Origin of the sequence: Deinococcus sonorensis KR-87 (assembly GCF_040256395.1) — a bacterium.
In the GTDB taxonomy this organism is placed as follows: domain Bacteria; phylum Deinococcota; class Deinococci; order Deinococcales; family Deinococcaceae; genus Deinococcus; species Deinococcus sonorensis.
In genome coordinates, this window is record NZ_CP158299.1 from 1,519,825 (window position 1) to 1,536,427 (window position 16,603).

Annotated in this window: 13 protein-coding genes, 2 tRNA genes and 1 pseudogene; 5 read left to right on the plus strand and 11 right to left on the minus strand. The window is 68.0% G+C overall.

What is annotated here, in order from left to right; genetic code table 11:
* Positions 1–68 precede the first annotated feature (68 nt).
* Positions 69–791, plus strand: coding sequence for a hypothetical protein (locus ABOD76_RS12715; protein WP_350242334.1), 723 nt, complete (start codon positions 69–71; stop codon positions 789–791).
* Positions 792–795: 4 nt separating this feature from the next.
* Here ABOD76_RS12715 and ABOD76_RS12720 read toward each other — a convergent pair whose 3' ends face one another.
* From ABOD76_RS12720 to ABOD76_RS12760, 9 genes are all read right to left on the minus strand, one after another.
* Positions 796–2,373: a GGDEF domain-containing protein gene (locus ABOD76_RS12720; protein ID WP_350242335.1), complete on the minus strand. Its 1,578-nt coding sequence runs from the start codon at positions 2,371–2,373 to the stop codon at positions 796–798.
* A 236-nt stretch (positions 2,374–2,609) separates the two neighbouring features.
* Positions 2,610–3,650: a hypothetical protein gene (locus tag ABOD76_RS12725; protein ID WP_350242336.1), complete on the minus strand. Its 1,041-nt coding sequence runs from the start codon at positions 3,648–3,650 to the stop codon at positions 2,610–2,612.
* A gap of 114 nt (positions 3,651–3,764) precedes the next feature.
* Positions 3,765–4,190: a type II 3-dehydroquinate dehydratase gene (gene aroQ / locus ABOD76_RS12730; protein WP_350242337.1), complete on the minus strand. Its 426-nt coding sequence runs from the start codon at positions 4,188–4,190 to the stop codon at positions 3,765–3,767.
* 8 nt (positions 4,191–4,198) lie between these two features.
* Positions 4,199–5,257: a 3-dehydroquinate synthase gene (aroB, locus tag ABOD76_RS12735; protein ID WP_350242338.1), complete on the minus strand. Its 1,059-nt coding sequence runs from the start codon at positions 5,255–5,257 to the stop codon at positions 4,199–4,201.
* On the minus strand, positions 5,244–5,828 hold the full coding sequence (locus tag ABOD76_RS12740; RefSeq protein WP_350242339.1) for a shikimate kinase: 585 nt from the start codon (positions 5,826–5,828) through the stop codon (positions 5,244–5,246). Before ABOD76_RS12740 ends, aroB begins: the two co-directional genes overlap by 14 nt.
* Positions 5,829–5,943: 115 nt before the next feature.
* A complete protein-coding gene (gene aroC / locus ABOD76_RS12745; protein WP_350242340.1) occupies positions 5,944–7,092 on the minus strand; it encodes a chorismate synthase in 1,149 nt (382 codons plus the stop codon).
* Between the two features lie 102 nt (positions 7,093–7,194).
* Positions 7,195–8,190 carry an ABC transporter permease gene (locus ABOD76_RS12750; RefSeq protein ID WP_350242341.1) on the minus strand — a complete coding sequence of 332 codons (996 nt, stop codon included), beginning with the start codon at positions 8,188–8,190 and terminating at the stop codon, positions 7,195–7,197.
* Positions 8,190–9,218 carry an ABC transporter permease gene (locus tag ABOD76_RS12755; protein ID WP_350242342.1) on the minus strand — a complete coding sequence of 343 codons (1,029 nt, stop codon included), beginning with the start codon at positions 9,216–9,218 and terminating at the stop codon, positions 8,190–8,192. Before ABOD76_RS12755 ends, ABOD76_RS12750 begins: the two co-directional genes overlap by 1 nt.
* 149 nt (positions 9,219–9,367) lie before the next feature.
* Positions 9,368–11,095 (minus strand): ABC transporter substrate-binding protein, encoded by a 1,728-nt coding sequence (locus tag ABOD76_RS12760; RefSeq protein WP_350242343.1) that lies wholly within the window; start codon positions 11,093–11,095, stop codon positions 9,368–9,370.
* Positions 11,096–11,370: 275 nt separating this feature from the next.
* Between ABOD76_RS12760 and ABOD76_RS12765 the strand changes: the two genes are divergently transcribed.
* The 3 genes from ABOD76_RS12765 (at position 11,371) to ubiE (ending at position 13,899) form a co-directional block, all read left to right on the plus strand.
* Positions 11,371–12,390 carry a D-alanine--D-alanine ligase family protein gene (locus ABOD76_RS12765; protein ID WP_350242344.1) on the plus strand — a complete coding sequence of 340 codons (1,020 nt, stop codon included), beginning with the start codon at positions 11,371–11,373 and terminating at the stop codon, positions 12,388–12,390.
* Positions 12,391–12,437: 47 nt separating this feature from the next.
* On the plus strand, positions 12,438–13,118 hold the full coding sequence (locus ABOD76_RS12770; protein WP_350242345.1) for a hypothetical protein: 681 nt from the start codon (positions 12,438–12,440) through the stop codon (positions 13,116–13,118).
* Between the two features lie 64 nt (positions 13,119–13,182).
* A complete protein-coding gene (gene ubiE, locus ABOD76_RS12775) occupies positions 13,183–13,899 on the plus strand; it encodes a bifunctional demethylmenaquinone methyltransferase/2-methoxy-6-polyprenyl-1,4-benzoquinol methylase UbiE (protein WP_350242346.1) in 717 nt (238 codons plus the stop codon).
* 403 nt (positions 13,900–14,302) lie between these two features.
* On the opposite strand, the pseudogene ABOD76_RS12780 reads toward ubiE, so the two are convergent.
* Positions 14,303–16,064 (minus strand): annotated as a pseudogene (locus ABOD76_RS12780) (30S ribosomal protein S1).
* A gap of 195 nt (positions 16,065–16,259) precedes the next feature.
* On the opposite strand from ABOD76_RS12780, the gene ABOD76_RS12785 reads away from it, so the two are divergent.
* A tRNA-Gln gene (locus ABOD76_RS12785) sits at positions 16,260–16,333 on the plus strand.
* Positions 16,334–16,418: 85 nt separating this feature from the next.
* Here the strand turns inward: ABOD76_RS12785 and ABOD76_RS12790 are convergent.
* Positions 16,419–16,495 (minus strand) — tRNA-Arg (locus ABOD76_RS12790).
* Between the last annotated feature and the right edge of the window lie 108 nt (positions 16,496–16,603).

Sequence of the window (16,603 nt, forward strand, 5' to 3'; positions counted from 1 at the left end):
ACGTTGAACCGTGTCCAGGTACGGCTCAATCGGAGTTCTCACCGTCCGGCGATATGCTTCATGGCGGCATGAGGGCCGCCCACTTCCGCGCTTCGTATCTGCTGCTTCTGACTGGGTTTGGCCTGGTGCAGGTGAGTCTTGCCCAGCCGGACCGGCTGGATCTGAAAGCCCGTCTGGCGGCGCTGCTGCCGCTGCCGGGCCAGCAGGCCCAGTTCATGGACACCCGCTCGCGGCTCCTCGTGACATTGCAGCAGCGGGTGTTTGAGGAAAACGGCGACCCGGTGGTGCTGGCCGACAAGCTCAAGCAGATCGAGCAGGGCAAGGTGCCGTCCTACGACGAGCGCCTGGGCATCACCCGCGCCGAGTTTCAGCGCTACGTGGTGATCCAGAAGACGCTGGAGCCGAGTGGGCGCACCTTCAGGCTCAGTGTCAGCCGGGACGCCCTGCATCTGGTGTTCGGGGACGCTCAGGGGGCGGGCGCGCAGGCAGCCAGCATCCTGAAGGGCCTGGTTATTGATCTGAACACGGGTGAGCTCAAAACGCCCGAGGGGTTTGGGGCGCGGCCCACGACGGTGCTGGTGGCGGCCAACGAGGACGTGACCGGTCTGGGGCAGCGCTCCGGCTACACCTGGATGCTCAAGGGCAGCAATCCCACCACCATGAACGCCATGGACGGGCGCCTGTCGCTGCTGCAGCTGCGCAGCGGTCAGGTGCTGCTCAGCTACAGCCGGGTCAGCATCCTGAAGGGCCGGGTCAGCGAGGCCGCTGTGAACATCCTGTACAAGCGCTGAGGGCTCAGGCCCACGGCTCGCTGACGCTGACGGCATTGCGTCCGGCGGCCTTGGCCGCATAGAGCGCCTCGTCGGCGGCCCGCAGGGTGGCCTTCAGGTCACGGCGGCCGTCCAGCCGGGCCAGCCCGAAGCTGGCGGTCATCTGCAGGCCGGCGGCCACGTCATCCCAGACCAGCCGCTCCAGGACGCTGCGCAGCCGGTGGCACACTTCCTGGGCGGCTTCCAGGCCCAGGTCGTGCAGGATCACCACGAACTCCTCGCCGCCGAACCGGGCCAGACAGTCCTGGTCACGGATCTCGGCGCTGAGCGCCCGCACCACCCGGATCAGCACCGCGTCGCCCACCGCGTGGCCGTAGGTGTCATTGACCCGCTTGAAGTGGTCCAGGTCCAGCAGCACCACCACGCTGGGCGGGCCCTGGCGGGCCTGCTCGCGCAGGCGGGCCAGCCGCTGCATGGCAAAGGCGCGGTTGGGCGCGCCGGTGAGCGGGTCCTGCATCGCCGCCTCGGCGAAGGCGGCAGCCCGCACCTCGGCGTCGCGGGCCTGCTGTTCGATCTGCTTGAGCAGCGCGCGCTGCTGGTACACGTCCCGGTACAGCGCCAGCACCCGCCGGGTCACTTCCCGCTGCGTCTCGAACGCCTCCTGAAAGCGGCCGGAGCGGGCATAGGCGTTGGCCAGCGCCTCACGGGCGCGGGCCGCCAGCAGGTCCTGCTGACCCAGCTCGAACTGGGCGATGGCCTGCTCCAGGTCCGCGACCGCCTCGTCCCAGCGGCTGGACCGGGAAAACGCCCGGGCCCGGTTGCGCAGGGCGTGGCCGTAGAGCGTGGTGCTGCGGGTATTGGCGGCCAGCTGCACGCTCTCGTGGCCCATCTGGATGGCCTGGTCCAGCGCGCCGGACCAGACGGCGTGGCGCGACAGGGCGTCCAGCACGTCCAGCACCCGCAGCGGCGAGCGCAGCAGCGTGCGCTGGGCGTTCAGGGTGGTGAGCAGCGCCACCGAGTGCTGCAGCTCGGCCTGCACCTCGTCGCGCAGCCCTTCCGGGAGCTGGCGCCGGATCAGCGCCTCCGAGGCACTCACGGTGTAGTTGATGTGGAAGGTGTGCAGCAGCTCGGCCGATTCTCCGAGCCGCAGGCCCTCCGCAAAGGGCGAATGCAGCAGGCCGTGCAGCCGGGTGGCGGCGTCGGCATACAGATCGCGGTCCATCTCATGGTGCGACCGGTTCACCGCCACCAGCGCCACCCCGCGCTGGTCGCCCGCCTCGCGCGCCAGCATCTCGGCCTGCTGAAAATGGGCGTCGGCGCCCAGGTCGTCGTAGGTATCGGCCTGCACCAGCGCGATGGCCACGTGCGCCTTGGCTTCCAGCGAGCGGTCCCGGCTGACCCGGGCCAGTTCCAGGCAGGCCAGGGCGTGCGTCATGGCGATGGCCGGATCCCCGGTATCCAGGGCCAGATACACCGCGTCACGGTGCAGCAGCGCCACGTCGGTGATGGAGCGGTCGCGTCCCTGGTCAATCTGCTGCTGCAGCGCCTGCAGTTCGTCGCGCAGGTCGGTCAGGGACGGGGGAATCAGCCCGGGACTGGTCATGAACCAGCCACCGCAGCGGAGAAGGGAGGGGCAGCAACACTGAACAGGGGGCAGACGGGTCCGCTTCGGTTCAGGTCAGGCCGGGCGATCCGACTCACGGCCACGGAAACGGCCGGACCCGACCTGAACCGGCCGGGCATCCCCAGAGATGCACGGATGCATGCATACTGCATCTTATCGCCCGCAGCCGGCGCTGTATATGCAGTTACACACGAGAAAGTGGCCGGAGCGAGGCTTTATTTTGTCCCGTCGCGCCGACGGAAACCGCCGAACACCCGCGACAGCAGCGACCCGGCAGTGGCCTGGGGGGCGGCCTGTGCAGAGGCCGGCTGTTCAGGGGCAATCTGCGCCACCGGCGCCTCAGGTTCCGGCTCGGGCATGAGGTTGCCGGCCAGCCGACCCGACAGGAACTCCTGCATCAGCAGCGCGTCCAGCTTGCCCAGGGGCGCGCTGCCGGAGGCGGCCCGGGCGGCGTCCAGCTGGCGCTGCTCCGAGGACCGGATCGGGCGCACGTCAATGGTGACCGGCTTGCGGTTGGTCAGCAGCGCCGTGAAGGCCACGCCGCCCCGCAGCGTGCCATACTCGGCGCTCACCACCAGATGCTCGCCGTCGAGGTGCAGCCGCCCGATCAGCTGCTCCGCTGGTCCAAGCAGCTGAATCCAGTACGGCCGGCGGCTCACCGAGAACAGCTGCAGCACCTCGGTCAGCGGCACGTCCAGCGAGCGGGTCCGGAAGGCGGTCTGGTGATCCGGGAGCGCCACATCGCTCACCAGCCGCAACTCGTCGTCCACGTCCACGGTGCGGCCGGCCAGGACCGAGGGCGCCACCGCCTCGTCGTCCAGCGTCGCCATCTGGATCAGCAGCTGCTCGGCGCGGTCGTTCAGCGAGCGGCGGGGGCGGTCCGGCGTCCCGCGCCGCACCGAGAAGCGTCCGCCCTCCTGCCGGAACAGGATCTGCAGCGCCTTGAGGCCCACCAGCGCGCCCACCGGCCGCACCGGGCGGAACATGATGTCCACCGGCTCGCCGTGGTCCAGCACCAGCATGAAGCTGCCGGCCAGGGTGGTCAGCTCCCACAGCAGCGATTCGCCCCGCCCACTCAGGTACCGGAACAAGTCCGGCAGCGCGTCGTGCGTGAAGCCGCCCTCGATCAGCGGGGGTTCCACTGGCGCCGTGTCCGCTATGGTCAGCCAGGCCTCACCGCCGGTGGTGCGGGTGCGGCCCAGGCCACGGGTGAGGTCGGCATTCGGATTTGGCAACGGCTCGCGTTCGCTGGGCACCTCTGCACTCCTTCCGACGCAGATCACGTCGTGCGTGGGTTGCCTGTATAGGTCTGGCCTACCCTGCTCCTGCCAGTATCCGGGGCAAGGGTCGGGCGCACCATGAAGAACCACTCATAATTCGCTGAGGTACTCCAGCGCAAAGCGGTACCCGGCCCAGCCGAGCCCGGAGATCTTGCCGCGACACACTGGCGCGGTCACGCTGACATGCCGGAACGCCTCGCGGGCGTCCACGTTGGAGAGGTGCACCTCCACCACCGGCAGCGCCTGCCCGGCGATGGCGTCGCGCAGCGCGTAGCTGTAGTGGGTCAGCGCGCCCGGGTTGATCACGATGCCGCGGAAGCCCTGCTCGCCCGCCTGCTGCACCCACTCCAGCAGCTGCCCCTCGAAATTGCTCTGGTGACAGGTGACCGTCACGCCCAGTTCGGTGCCCCACTCCTCGCACTGCCGTTCCAGGTCTTCCAGGGTGCCGGCGCCGTACACGCCCGGCTCGCGGGTGCCCAGCAGGTTCAGGTTGGGGCCGTTCAGAATCAGGAACAAGGGAGACCTCAGGAAGGAGAGAGGGCGAAGGCAGTGCAGTCCTGCTGCCAGGTGGCGTAGACCTCGCGCAGCGTGGTGTCCGGCACCCGCGCCAGATACGGCCGGGCCAGGTCGTGCAGCAGCACGAAGCGCACGCCCTGGTCATCGGCTTTCTTGTCGCGGGCCATGTAGGGGCTCAGGTCATCGAAGCTCAGCTCCGGCAGGGGGCTGGGCTGTTGCCATGCCAGGAAGCGGCGGGTGTGGCTGCTCAGGTCGGTGCCTCCCAGCGCCCGCGACAGCAGCGCGGCGTAGTGCATGCCGTAGCCCACGGCAAAGCCGTGTGACATGCCGTGGTGCGTGACGGCCTCCAATGCGTGCGCCAGTGTGTGGCCAAAATTCAGGTGGGCCCGCTCGCCCTGCTCGGTCAGGTCGCGGGTGACCACCTCGGCCTTGACCCGGATGGCGTCGGCCAGGGTGTCTTCGAAGGCCGGATGCTCCGGCCGGAAGTCGGGCGACAGCACCCGCTCCAGCAGGCTGGGGTCGGCGATCAGGCCGTGCTTGTAGGCTTCGGCCGCGCCCTCGCGGAACACGGCCGGCGGCAGGGTCTCCAGCACCTGCGGGTCGCACCACACTGCCCGCGCCGGATAGAACGCGCCCACCAGGTTCTTGCCCTCCGGCAGGTTGATGCCGGTCTTGCCGCCCACCGCCGCGTCCACCATGCCCAGCAGGGTGGTGGGCAGGCTGTAGAAGGCGACGCCGCGCAGGTAGGTGGCCGCCACGAAGCCGGCCAGATCGGTGGTGGCGCCGCCGCCCAGCCCCACCACCGCGCCGCTGCGGGTCAGGCCTGCCTGCGCCAGCTGCGAGAGCACGTCTGCATAGACGGTCACGGTCTTGCTGTCGTCGCGGGCCGGCACCTGGACGCTGAGGGCGGGGGAGAGCGCCTGCTCCACCTGCCGCACCCAGCGCTCCGGCACCCCGGCGTCGTGAATCAGGGCCACCTGGGCGTGCGGCACCCGCACTCGCTCTAGCGTGCCGCGCTCCACCGTCACGGGGTAAGGTGCGGGGCCGCCTACCTCAATCCGAGGCACGTTCACTCTCCAGCGTCTCGGCAAAGGCCTGCACGTCGGCGTAGGTCCACAGCCGCTCGATGATCTCGGCCACGATTTCCTCGGAGGGCCGCCCGTCGCTGTGCACGTGGATGGTGCCCTGGCGGTAGGCATTCTCGCGCTCGCTCATCAGCGCCTCGATGCGGGCCAGCGGGTCCGGGGTGTGCAGCAGCGGCCGGTCTGAGTGGCGGGTGCGCGCCAGGATGGTTTCCGGGCTGGCCCACAGCACCACCACCGGGCCGCGCTCCAGCAGCACCCGCCGGTTCTCCTCATGCACGAAGGTGCCGCCGCCCAGGCTCACCACCGCGTAGTCCAGCCGAGTGACCCGGCGGACCACCTCGCCCTCGCAGGCGCGGAAGAAGCCTTCGCCCTCGTGGGCGAACACCTCCGGGATGCTCTTGCCCACCACCCGGGTGATCAGCTTGTCGGTGTCCACGAAGTGCAGCGCCAGTGAACGGCTCAGCTCCCAGCCGATCCGGCTTTTGCCGGTGCCCATGAAGCCGGCCAGCGCCACCCAGGTGACTGGGCGTTCGATCAGGCCGGGGCTGTCCATGCCCCGTAGTGTAGTGGATGCCTGTCCAGACGAATGCGAAGTCTGTACCGCTGTGCCGCTGGCGGCCAGCTGCTCGGCCAGGCCGCATTCCAGCGCTCCGTGCGGCAGCATGCCTTCAGTACTGCAGCGCGTACTGCTGCGCCGCCGCCACCCGCTCCTGCAGTTCCGGCAGGGTATCGCCGCCGAACTTCTCCAGCATCGCGTCGGCGAGCACCCAGCCCACCACCGTCTGCAGCACCACCCCGGCCGCCGGCACGGCGGTGGTGTCGCTGCGCTCGCGGGCCGCGTCGCTGGCCTCGTGGGTCAGCACGTTCACGGTGGGCAGCGGGCTCATCAGCGTGGCAATCGGCTTCATGGCCACGCGGATGATCAGCTCCTCGCCGTTGGTCATGCCCGCCTCCAGCCCACCGGCCCGGTTGGTGTCGCGGCGGTAGCCCGGCTGGTCGTAATACACGGCGTCATGCACGCCGCTGCCCGGCAGCCGCGCCTGATCGAAGGCCCGGCCGATCTCCACGCCCTTCATGGCCTGCACGCTCATGACCGCCCCCGCGATGCGCCCGTCCAGCTTGCGGTCGCTGTGCGCGTAACTGCCCAGCCCCACCGGCAACCCCCGGAAGCGCACCTCCAGGATGCCGCCCAGCGTGTCGCCGTCCCGCTTGGCCCGGTCGATGCGTTCACGCATCTGCTCGGCGGCGTCCTGGTCAGCGGTGCGCAGGTCGCTGTCCTCGATGGCGTCCAACGCGTTCCAGTCAAACCCCTCCCGCGCCTCGATGCCGCCCAGGCTCACCACGTGGTTGGCCCCCTGCACCCCCAGCTCCGAGAGCAGTTTCAGGGCCACGCTCCCCACCGCCACCCGCGCGGCCGTCTCGCGAGCGCTGGCGCGCTCCAGCACGTCGCGCAGGTCCTTGTGGCGGTACTTGATGCCGCCCGCGAGGTCGGCGTGGCCGGGCCGGGCGTCGGTCAGGGCCTTCTTGCGCGGCTCGCCACCCGGCTCCGGCGACATGATCTCGGTCCAGTTGCGGTGGTCCTTGTTGGCGATCGCCAGCGTGATGGGGGCGCCGGTGGTGCGGCCCGCCCGCACCCCGCTCAGGATCTGGGCCTCGTCGGTTTCGATCACCATGCGCCGGCCACGGCCATAGCCGCCCTGGCGTTTTCTGAGCCAGGGGTCGATGTCGGCCTTGCCCAGCGGCAGCTGCGACGGCAGCCCCTCGATGATGGCTGTCAGCTGTGGCCCGTGTGATTCGCCTGCGGTCAGAAACCTCATGCCCCGATGCTAGCAGCCGCGCCCTGGGCTGCCGCCGGGCTTGGGTAAACAAAAGCGGCGGGGACGGCTCAGTGCTGAGCCGTCCCCGCCGGTTGAAGCTGGTTAGCGCGTTCTGGGGTCGAAGGCGTCGCGCACGGCGTCCCCGAACAGGTTCCAGCTGAGCGAGAACAGGATGATGAACGCCGCCGGCAGCACCGTTACGTACCAGTACTGGTTGTCCATCCAGGCGCGGGCGAAGCTGATGAACTGGCCCCAGTCGGTGGTGCCGACCGGCAGGCCGATGCCCAGGAACGACAGCGCCGCGATGCTCAGCGGGATGGTGCCCAGGTCCAGGATTGCCAGCGTCAGCACCGAGGCCACGCTGTTGGGAATCACGTGCTTGCTGATCATGCGCCAGTCGCTGGCGCCCAGGCTGCGCGCACCGTCCACGAACTCCAGCTTGCGGGTGCGCAGCACGTCGCCGCGCACCACGCGGGCGTACCCGGCCCAGCCGGTCAGGCAGAAGGCCAGGATGATGCTGCTGGTCGTGCGCGGCAGGATCGTCAGCAGCACGATGGTGAGCACCAGGCCCGGGAAGGCGAACAGCACGTCAATGAAGCGCTGGATCAGGTTGTCGATCCAGCCGCCGTAGAAGCCGCTGACGGCGCCCACGATCACCCCGATCAGCAGCGTGATCGCCACGATGATCAGGCCCATCTTCATCATGATGCGGGTGCCCCAGATCAGGCCGTAGAAGATGTCGTAGCCCTGGCTGGTGCCGAACCACGCCTGACGGCTGGGCGGCGTCGGGATGGGGGAGAAGCTCTCGCGCTGCGTCTGGTAGCAGCTGTTCGGCGGCGCCACGATGGCCTGCCAGAACGGCGCGCCGGCCGGATTGTAGATCTGGTTGGGGCTGGTCATGTTCAGGTCGCGCAGGCAGTTGCCGCCGGGCCGCGCGATCAGCGGCGCGAACACCGCCACCAGCAGGAAAATGATGGTCATGGCCAGCCCGATCAGGGCCAGCTTGTTGCGCCGCAGCTTGGCGACCGGCCGCGAGTGCCAGAACTCCGAGAACCGCGACGGCTTTTTGCTTTCAGGAACGGGAGCGGTGGTGGTCATCAGTCAAACCTCACGCGCGGGTCCACGACCCCGTAGAACAGGTCGGTGAGGGTGCTGACCACCACCACGATGATGGCCGACAGCAGGGCGAAGCCCAGCACGGCCGGCACGTCCAGGTTCTGGGCGGCGGCCCCGACCCACTGGCCCACGCCCGGGTACGCGAAGATGGTTTCGGTGAAGATGGCGCCACCCAGCAGGCTGATGATCTGGAAGCCGGTGAGCGTCACGATCGGCAGCAGGGCGTTGCGGCGGGCGTGCTTGCTGTTGACCATGCGGTCCGACAGCCCCTTGCTGCGGGCGGTCCGGACGTAATCGCTGCTCAGCGCCTCCAGCATCTGCGCGCGCATCACCTTGATCATGGTGGCGCTGCTGATGACCAGCAGGGTCAGGACCGGCATCACCAGGTGCCGGATCACGTCCCAGGCCACGTTCCAGCGGCCGTTCAGCATCGCGTCGATGCTGAGCATGCCGGTGTAGCGGTGGAAGCTGGGGTCCAGGATGGCGAACTGGTTGAGCACCTCCACCTGACCTGGCCCCGGCAGCCAGCCGAGCGAGCCGTAGAAGAACTTGAGCAGCAGGATGCCCAGCACAAAACTCGGCAGGCTGTAGCCCACGATGGTGAACACCCGCAGCAACTGATCCAGGAACTTGTCCTTGTTCAGCGCCGAGAGCGTACCGAGCCACACCCCCAGCAGCACGATCGGGATCAGGGTGTAGAGGGCCAGCTCCACCGTGTTGGGCAGGCGGGTGCGGATGGTGTCCAGCACCGGCTGACTGCTGGTCTTGGAGAAGCCAAGATCGCCGTGCAGGGTGCTGCTGAGCCAGTGGCCGTACTGAACCGGGAACGGCTGATCAAAGCCGCGCTCCTTGATGATCCGGTCCAGCTGAGCCGCCTGCTGCTCGCTGCGGATGTACCCGGCGGCCCGCTGGGTGGGGGTCAGCAGCTGCAACAGCCCCACGATCATCAGGGACAGCACGAACATCACCACCGGAATCTGAATCAGACGCCGAACGATAAACGTGAACATAGAACTCCAGAGTAGAGATGAGAAGGCAGAAATACACGCGGAGCGGATAAGGGTGTGCTTAAGAAGCCCTGACGCTTGGCCGGCACACAGGTGGGGCGGGACGGCGGCCATCGCCACCGTGCCCGCCCCATGCCTGCACCGTCAGACGCTCAGTTCTTGCTGAGGTCCTTCCAGAGGTTGCCGGTGACGGCGTCCGAACGCATCGGGTTGTAGGTGCCGGCGCTGACGCCCTGCAGGTTGTCACGCACGACCGTGAAGTTCACGCCCGCCGGGATCAGGATGTAGGGAGCCTGCTCGTAGGCGCGCTGGGCCACCTGGGCGTACAGCTTGTTGCGGGCGGCCGGGTCCAGGGTCACGCGGGCCTGGTCGAGCCACTTGTCCACGCTGGCGTCCTTCCAGTTGTTGCGCGGGTAGTAGTAGCCGTTGCTGCTGTAGAAGGTGTACAGGAAGTTATCCGGGTCGGCGTAGTCCGGAGCCCACGCCAGGATCACCGACGGCTCCTTGCCGTTCTTGCTGTCGGTCAGCATCTGCGACCACTGCTTGGCGGTGATGTTCACGCGGAACTTGGGGTTCAGCGACTCGATGTTCTTCTTGAGCAGCTCGGCGGCCGTCTGGCTGGCCGACGCGCCGGCACGGTAGTCCATGTTCAGCACGAAGCCGTTCTTCCAGAGGTTGCCGCTGAAGGCGCGCTTGAAGTAGGCGGTGGCCTGCTTGGGGTCGAAGCTGTACTTCTTGACCTTGCCGGTGTAGCCGGGGAAGGTGTCGGGGAGCAGCATGGTGCGCTGCATGCCCTTGCCCTGCTGCACGTCCTTGATGTAGGTGGCGTAGTCGAAGCTGTAGCTGAAGGCGCGGCGCACGTTCACGTCGCTGAAGAAGTTGGCGGGGATGCCCTTGCCGTCCAGCTTCCCGCTGCCCAGCGCCGCTGGATCCGAGATCTTCTCGTTCATGAAGAACGCGGTGGAGGTGGTGTTCGGCAGGTTGTCAATGAACTTGACGCCCGGCTTGCCCACCAGCTGCTCCTGCACGTTGGCGCGCGGGCCCGTCTCGATGATGTCGGCGTCGCCGCGCAGGAACGACTGGTAACGGGCGGCCTGCTCCGGCACCTTCTGCCAGACGATGTTGGTGATGCTCGGCTTCTTGCCCCAGTAGCCGGCGAACGCCTTCAGCAGGATGGCGTTGGCGTCACGGCTGACCATCTGGTACGCACCGGTGCCGCTGGGCTTCTTGTCCAGGCCGCCGCCGGTCAGGTCCTTGCCGACCCACTGCTGCCAAGTCGCCTCGGTGCCGTTCCACTCGCCCTGCTGGATGGCCCACTTCATGTCCACGATGCTCTGGCCGGTGAAGGCGAGCTTGGCGAGGAAGGCCGGGTCCGGCTTGGGCAGCGTGAACACCAGGGTGCTGGGGTTGCTGCACTTCACGGCCGCCGCGATCTTGGCCCAGGTGACGCTCTTGTCGTCGTTGGCGTTGCTGGGGGTCCCGAGCAGCGAGTCACTCAGGAACCAGTTGCCGCTCTCGCCGCTGTTGGTCACCAGGTTGCGGCGGAAGCTGTACTCCGCGTCCGTGCAGGTGAAGCTGTTGCCGCTGTGGAACTTCACGCCCTGACGCAGCTTGACGGTCAGGGTTTTGCCGCCGTTGGTGTAGCTGGGGATGGCGGTGGCGAGCAGCGGCTGGAACTCACGCAGGCTCGCGCCCTTGTAGGTCCAGAGCGTCTCGTAGATGTTCTCGGTGAACTGGCCGGAGGCGGTGTCGTACGTGACGCCCGGGTCCATGGTGGGGATGTCGGCCGATTCCTGGATGACCAGGGTGTCTTTGGGGGTGGCAGCAAACGCAACGCCGCCCATAAGCAACAGAGAAGTGATGAGGCCCAGTTTCTTCATGTATCTCCTCCTGATAGACCCTGCCCCAAACGGGCGGCTGTCTAGGTCATCGGTGTATGAATGATATAGCAAGATATTGCAGAGTACGTGACGGTCAGGAGAGTGTCTGGTGGGAAGGGTGAAGATTCTTCTAACGCCACTGTGAGCAGGCGGGTGGACATGGACACCAGCACGGCGCACCCGTAGCGTGTGCAGGCGCGGCTGCAGCCCACCCGGCTGGCCGGGCCAGCGCAGTGACCGGGCCGAACCCAGCCCACCCCCTATACTGCCCCCTGATGAAGAAACGCATTCTGCTGCTGGCCGGTGGACAGTCCGGAGAGCACGAGGTCAGCCTGATGAGCGCCCGGGGGGTGCTGGCGGCCCTGCCGCGCGACCGCTTCGAGGTGACCCCGCTGGTGATCAGCCGCCAGGGGCGCTGGCTGCCGCCCTCCGACACCGTGCGGGCGCTGGAGCAGGGCCGCGCCGAGGGGGGCGGCGAGAGCCTGCTGAAGCGGGTGGCCAGCGTCAGCGGCTTCGATCTGGTGTTTCCGCTGCTGCACGGCCCCAATGGGGAGGACGGCACGGTGCAGGGCCTGCTGACCCTGGCGGGCTTGCCGTACGTGGGCTCCGGGGTGCTGGGCAGCGCCGTCAGCATGGACAAGGCCATGACCAAATCTGTGCTGGAGTCGGCCGGCATTCCGCAGGTTCCGTCTCGGCTGGCCACCCGCAAACAGTGGCGTGAGCAGCCGGAGGCCGTGCGCGATCTGGCCGCCGATCTGGGCCTGCCGCTGTTCGTGAAGCCGGCCAACATGGGCAGCAGCGTGGGCATCAGCAAGGTCCGCAGCGAGATGGAGCTGGACGCGGCGCTGGACCTGGCTTTCAGCCTGGACCGCCGGGTGGTGCTGGAAGCCATGACGGCCGGCAAGCCGCGCGAACTGGAGGTGGGCATCCTGGGCAACGACGCGCCGCTGGCCTCTCCGGTGGGTGAGCTGCGCTTCGACGCGGACTTCTACGACTACCAGACCAAGTACACCGAGGGCCGCGCCAGCATGCACATCCCGGCCGACCTGCCGAAAGCGGTCGCGGAGCAGGTGCGTGACCTGGCGCTGCAGGCCTTCCGGGCGCTCGACTGCGCCGGGCTGGCGCGGGTGGACTTTTTTTACCTGGAAGACAGCGGCGAGCTGTACCTCAACGAGGTCAACACCATGCCCGGCTTCACGCCCACCAGCATGTATCCCAAGCTGTGGGAGGCGGCCGGCTGGAGCTACTCGGCGCTGGTTACGCGGCTGGTGGAGCTGGGGCTGGAGGAGCGCTGAAACTGGGCGGTACACCTGCCCCGGCCCTTCCGCGCTAGCCTGCCCGCATGACCGTCCCCGCCCTTTCCGAGCCGCAGGGCCGCGCCACGCCGGTTCACTTTCTGCTGGGCTACCTGACAGGCGCCGCGCTGTACGTGCTCGTGCGCTTGCTGAGCGGCCTGAACCCGGACCCCTGCCGCGGTCAGACGCTGGTGGCCCTGATCGTGCCGCTGCTGTTGGGACCGGGTGGACTGGGGCTGGCCGCGAGCCAGTGGAACCGGCCGCCACGCGCGATTTTCGGGCTGGGGCTGGTGGTGGCCTCGCTGTTCCCGGCGCTGTTCTTCGGCACCCTGCAGATCGGGGGCCTGCGGGCCGCCGGGTGCGCGGGCGGCTATGTGGTGGTGGCGCCCGCCGGAGGGCAGGGGCGTGGCCTCTCGGAGCTGACCCTGAAGGCTGGAGAGCGCCGGCAGCTGCAGGTGCGCATCGGGGGCTTCGAGGTCAAGTCGCACCCGGACCGCTTCAGTCTGCGGCTGGAGGCCACCAATCCGTCGCAGAGCAAAACCGCGCCGGTGCAGGTGCAGCCTCAGCGCCAGGAGGGCCTGCGGCTGGGGCAGGAGGTGCCGCTGACGCTCACCGCGTCGCCGGATGGGCCGACCCAGCAGTACACCCTGACCGTCACCGCCATGCAGGAGGGCGGACGCACCGCTGCCGGCTCGGTCACGGTGAACGTGGAGGCGGCCCCACGCTGACGCCCCTGCTCACCTGGACGGCCTGGTACACTCGCCCCGCCCCGGACACGCTAGGCTGCCGCACATGACCATCCCGCGCGTGGGCGACCACCAGGACAAGGCCGACGATGTGCGCGACATGTTCGCCAGCATCGCGCCCCGCTACGATCTGCTGAACCGTGTGCTGAGCCTGGGCGTGGACCGTGGCTGGCGGCGGGTGGCGGCCCAAGAGGCGCTGCTGCTGCGCCCGCAACGCGTGCTGGACGTGGCCACCGGCACCGCCGACTTTGCGCTGGAACTCAAGCAGCGCTCGCCCGACTCGGAGGTGACCGGCTCCGACTTCGTGCCGCAGATGCTGGCCATTGGGCGGCAGAAGGCCCAGGCCCGGCACCTCGACATCCGGCTGGAGGAGGGCGACGCGCTGCAGCTGCCTTACCCGGACGGCAGCTTTGACACCGTGACCTGCGCCTTCGGGTTCCGCAACTTCTCGAATTACCAGCGTGGCCTGGAGGAGTTCTGGCGGGTGCTGCGGCCGGGAGGCCGGTGCGTGATCCTGGAATTTCCGCCTCCGGCTCAAGGGCTGTTCGGCAGTGTGTTCCGCTTCTATTTCCGCCGCATCCTGCCGCGCATCGGGGCGCTGGTCAGCGGCAATGTCGGCGCGTACACCTATCTGCCGGAGAGCGTGCTGGCCTTCCCGGAACCGGAGCGGCTGGCCGGCATGATGGTGGCCACCGGGTTCCGCACCCGGTACCGCCTGCTGAGCTTCGGCATTGTGGCGGTCCATGTGGGCGACCGACTGTAGGGCCCGCCCCTTACGACAACCAGCGCCGACAGTACGGCTCGAACACGCTCCGCTTGAGGCGCGGAGCCGCCAGCCCCGCATGCCCCTCTGGTCGGATCAGGTAGGGGGTGTCTGGGGCCAGCCCGGTTCAACGGGCGGTCCTGCTGTATGGCAGCACCTGCAGCAGACGGTGATGGTGGCTGCACCACGTCAGCAGTTCTAGTCCCACCGCGCCGTACACCTGGCCCTGCCAGCCGGGGCCAACAGGGGTCGTCTGCGGTACCCAGGACAGCCAGTTGCCGGCACAAACCCCGCCCACGCTGAGGGGCCTGGGTGGGTAACGCGCTCTTGCCCGCAGCAGGAGGGACCTTCCAAACAGAAGGGGGTGACCCGCAGGCCACCCCCTTCTGCCGAACCGACAGGCTTACTCGCTCTTGTTCTCGCCCTTGGTGTCGTCCTTCTTCTCGTCGCTGCCGCCCAGACCGAACTGCGCGAACAGGTCGGCGTACACGTCGCCCAGCTTGGTGCTGATCTTGCCGGCGCTGGCGTCCTTGGCGGCGTAGCTGTAGTCGTAGTCCACGCCGCCGCCACGACGACCGCCACGGCGCGGGCCACTCTGGCCACCGCCCATCCGGCTGTCGCTGCGGGCGCCGCCGCCCTGCGAGACGTAGTCGCCGCCGACGTCCCTGGCCACCGCCCACGGCCGGGCCACCGCCCAGCGCACGACGGCGCGACAGACTGGCGCGCTGCTCCACCGGGTCGATGTTCAGGATTACGGCTTCGATGTCGTCACCCTTCTTGAACAGGTCGGCCGGGTTGTTGACGCGGTTCAGGTCGAGCTCGCTGATGTGAATCAGGCCCTCGATGCCTTCCTCGATCTCCATGAACACACCGAAATCGGTGAGCCCGGTGACCTTGCCCTTGACCGGCGTGCCGGGCGGGTAACGGTCCGGCAGGCTGCCCCACGGATCGTCGGTGGTCTGACGCAGACCGAGGCTGATGCGCCGGTCCTTCGGGTCGATGCGCAGGATCAGCGCTTCGACCTCGTCGCCTTCCTTCAGCACCTCGTTCGGGTGACGCACACGCTTGGTCCAGCTCATCTCCGAGACGTGCACCAGCCCTTCCAGGCCCGGCTCGATCTCCACGAACGCGCCGAAGTTGGTCAGGTTGGTGACCTTGCCCTTGATGCGCTGGCCCACCGAGTACTTGTCGATGGCGCTCTCCCAGGGATCGGTGGTCAGGGCCTTCATCGAGAGGTTGATGCGCTCGCGGGTCGGGTCCACGTCAATGACCTGCACCTTGACCTTGTCGCCCACCTTTACCACTTCACGCGGGTGGTTGAAGCGGCCGAAGGTCAGCTCACTGCGGTGCACCAGCCCGTCGATGCCGCCCAGGTTGACGAACACGCCGAAATCGGTGATCTCGACCACTTCGCCCTCGAAGATGGCGCCCGGCTCCAGCTGCACCATGGTGGTCTCGCGGGCCTGGGCCTTCTGAGCTTCCATGATGGCGCGGTGGCTGATGATCACGCGGTTGCGCTTGCGGTTGAGCTCGATCAGCTTGACTTCCAGCGGGTGCCCCACGTAGGGGTCCAGGTCATTGACCCGGCGGGTGTCCACCTGGCTGGCCGGCAGGAAGGCACGGATGCCGTCGATCTGGGCCACCAGACCGCCGCGCACCTTCTCGATGATGTCGACCTGGAAGCTCTCGTCGCGCTCCTGCATGTCGGCGAGCACGCGCCAGCCCTTGTCCTGATCGGCCCGCTTCTTGCTCAGGACGATCTGGCCGTTGGCGATGTCGCTGCGCACCACGTACGCCTCGATCTGGTCGCCGGGCTTGTAGGTCGCCTGCGCCTGCTCGTAGGTGATCGGCTCGTCGCCCAGCTGGTTGAAGGGAATGACCCCCTCGATCTTGGCCCCAACGTCCACCGCCAGCCCGTCATTGCTGATGAACACCACGGTGCCGGTCAGCACATCACCACGGCTGACCTCACGGAGGGTCGGCGCGCTCTCGCTTGCCAGCACGTCCTCCATGGTCATGGCTGGGTAATCGCGCTCGTCCTGCTCCTGGCGGGTGGGTGCAGCAGCCTGCGGGGTGGGGGTGCTGGCCTGGGTTTCGGTGCCCGTCTGCTCGGGCTGAGTGGCCCCGCTCTGTTCTGCGGGGGTGTGGGTCGCCTGGTCTTCCATGAACTCCTGTCCTCCTGTAAGCCTGCGCGTATACGCGGCAACACCCTAGTGTACCACCCCACAGCGGGCGGGGGCAAGCAAAATCTGCCGTTCCGGCCCGCTGGCCGCTTGACGCCTCCCTGCTGCTTCGCTATACTCCCTCTCGCTGCCTCCTGAGCTTCCGTGGAGAGCAGCCGTCCAGAGCGAATGCAGTGTTGGGGCATCGTCTAACGGCAGGACAACGCTCTCTGGAAGCGTCGATCAAGGTTCGAATCCTTGTGCCCCAGCCAGTAAGCTGCGCCACTCCATCCGGGGTGGCGCAGTTCTTTGTGTGCGGCCAGCAAAAAAGCGGGACGCCCGGCGGCGTCCCTGAGGTGGTGCACTCGACTGGAATCGAACCAGTGGCCTAAGGCTTAGGAGTCCCTCGCTCTATCCAACTGAGCTACGAGTGCGGTGTGCCTGGAGATTCCGGGCCGAATAAGTATAGCGCTGGGCATCGCCGGAGCCAAGCCACCTCTGCCCAGCTGTTTCGTTATAAACATAATTGTGGTACAATACTT

Excerpts from the sequence above, each read along its gene's own strand:
- ABOD76_RS12750 (WP_350242341.1), bottom strand. The coding sequence starts at position 8,190 with ATGACCACCACCGCTCCCGTTCCTGAAAGCAAAAAGCCGTCGCGGTTC.
- ABOD76_RS12740 (WP_350242339.1), bottom strand. The coding sequence starts at position 5,828 with ATGGACAGCCCCGGCCTGATCGAACGCCCAGTCACCTGGGTGGCGCTG.
- ubiE (WP_350242346.1), top strand. The coding sequence starts at position 13,183 with ATGACCATCCCGCGCGTGGGCGACCACCAGGACAAGGCCGACGATGTG.
- ABOD76_RS12720 (WP_350242335.1), bottom strand. The coding sequence starts at position 2,373 with ATGACCAGTCCCGGGCTGATTCCCCCGTCCCTGACCGACCTGCGCGAC.
- ABOD76_RS12765 (WP_350242344.1), top strand. The coding sequence starts at position 11,371 with ATGAAGAAACGCATTCTGCTGCTGGCCGGTGGACAGTCCGGAGAGCAC.
- aroC (WP_350242340.1), bottom strand. The coding sequence starts at position 7,092 with ATGAGGTTTCTGACCGCAGGCGAATCACACGGGCCACAGCTGACAGCC.
- ABOD76_RS12770 (WP_350242345.1), top strand. The coding sequence starts at position 12,438 with ATGACCGTCCCCGCCCTTTCCGAGCCGCAGGGCCGCGCCACGCCGGTT.
- ABOD76_RS12715 (WP_350242334.1), top strand. The coding sequence starts at position 69 with ATGAGGGCCGCCCACTTCCGCGCTTCGTATCTGCTGCTTCTGACTGGG.
- ABOD76_RS12755 (WP_350242342.1), bottom strand. The coding sequence starts at position 9,218 with ATGTTCACGTTTATCGTTCGGCGTCTGATTCAGATTCCGGTGGTGATG.
- ABOD76_RS12760 (WP_350242343.1), bottom strand. The coding sequence starts at position 11,095 with ATGAAGAAACTGGGCCTCATCACTTCTCTGTTGCTTATGGGCGGCGTT.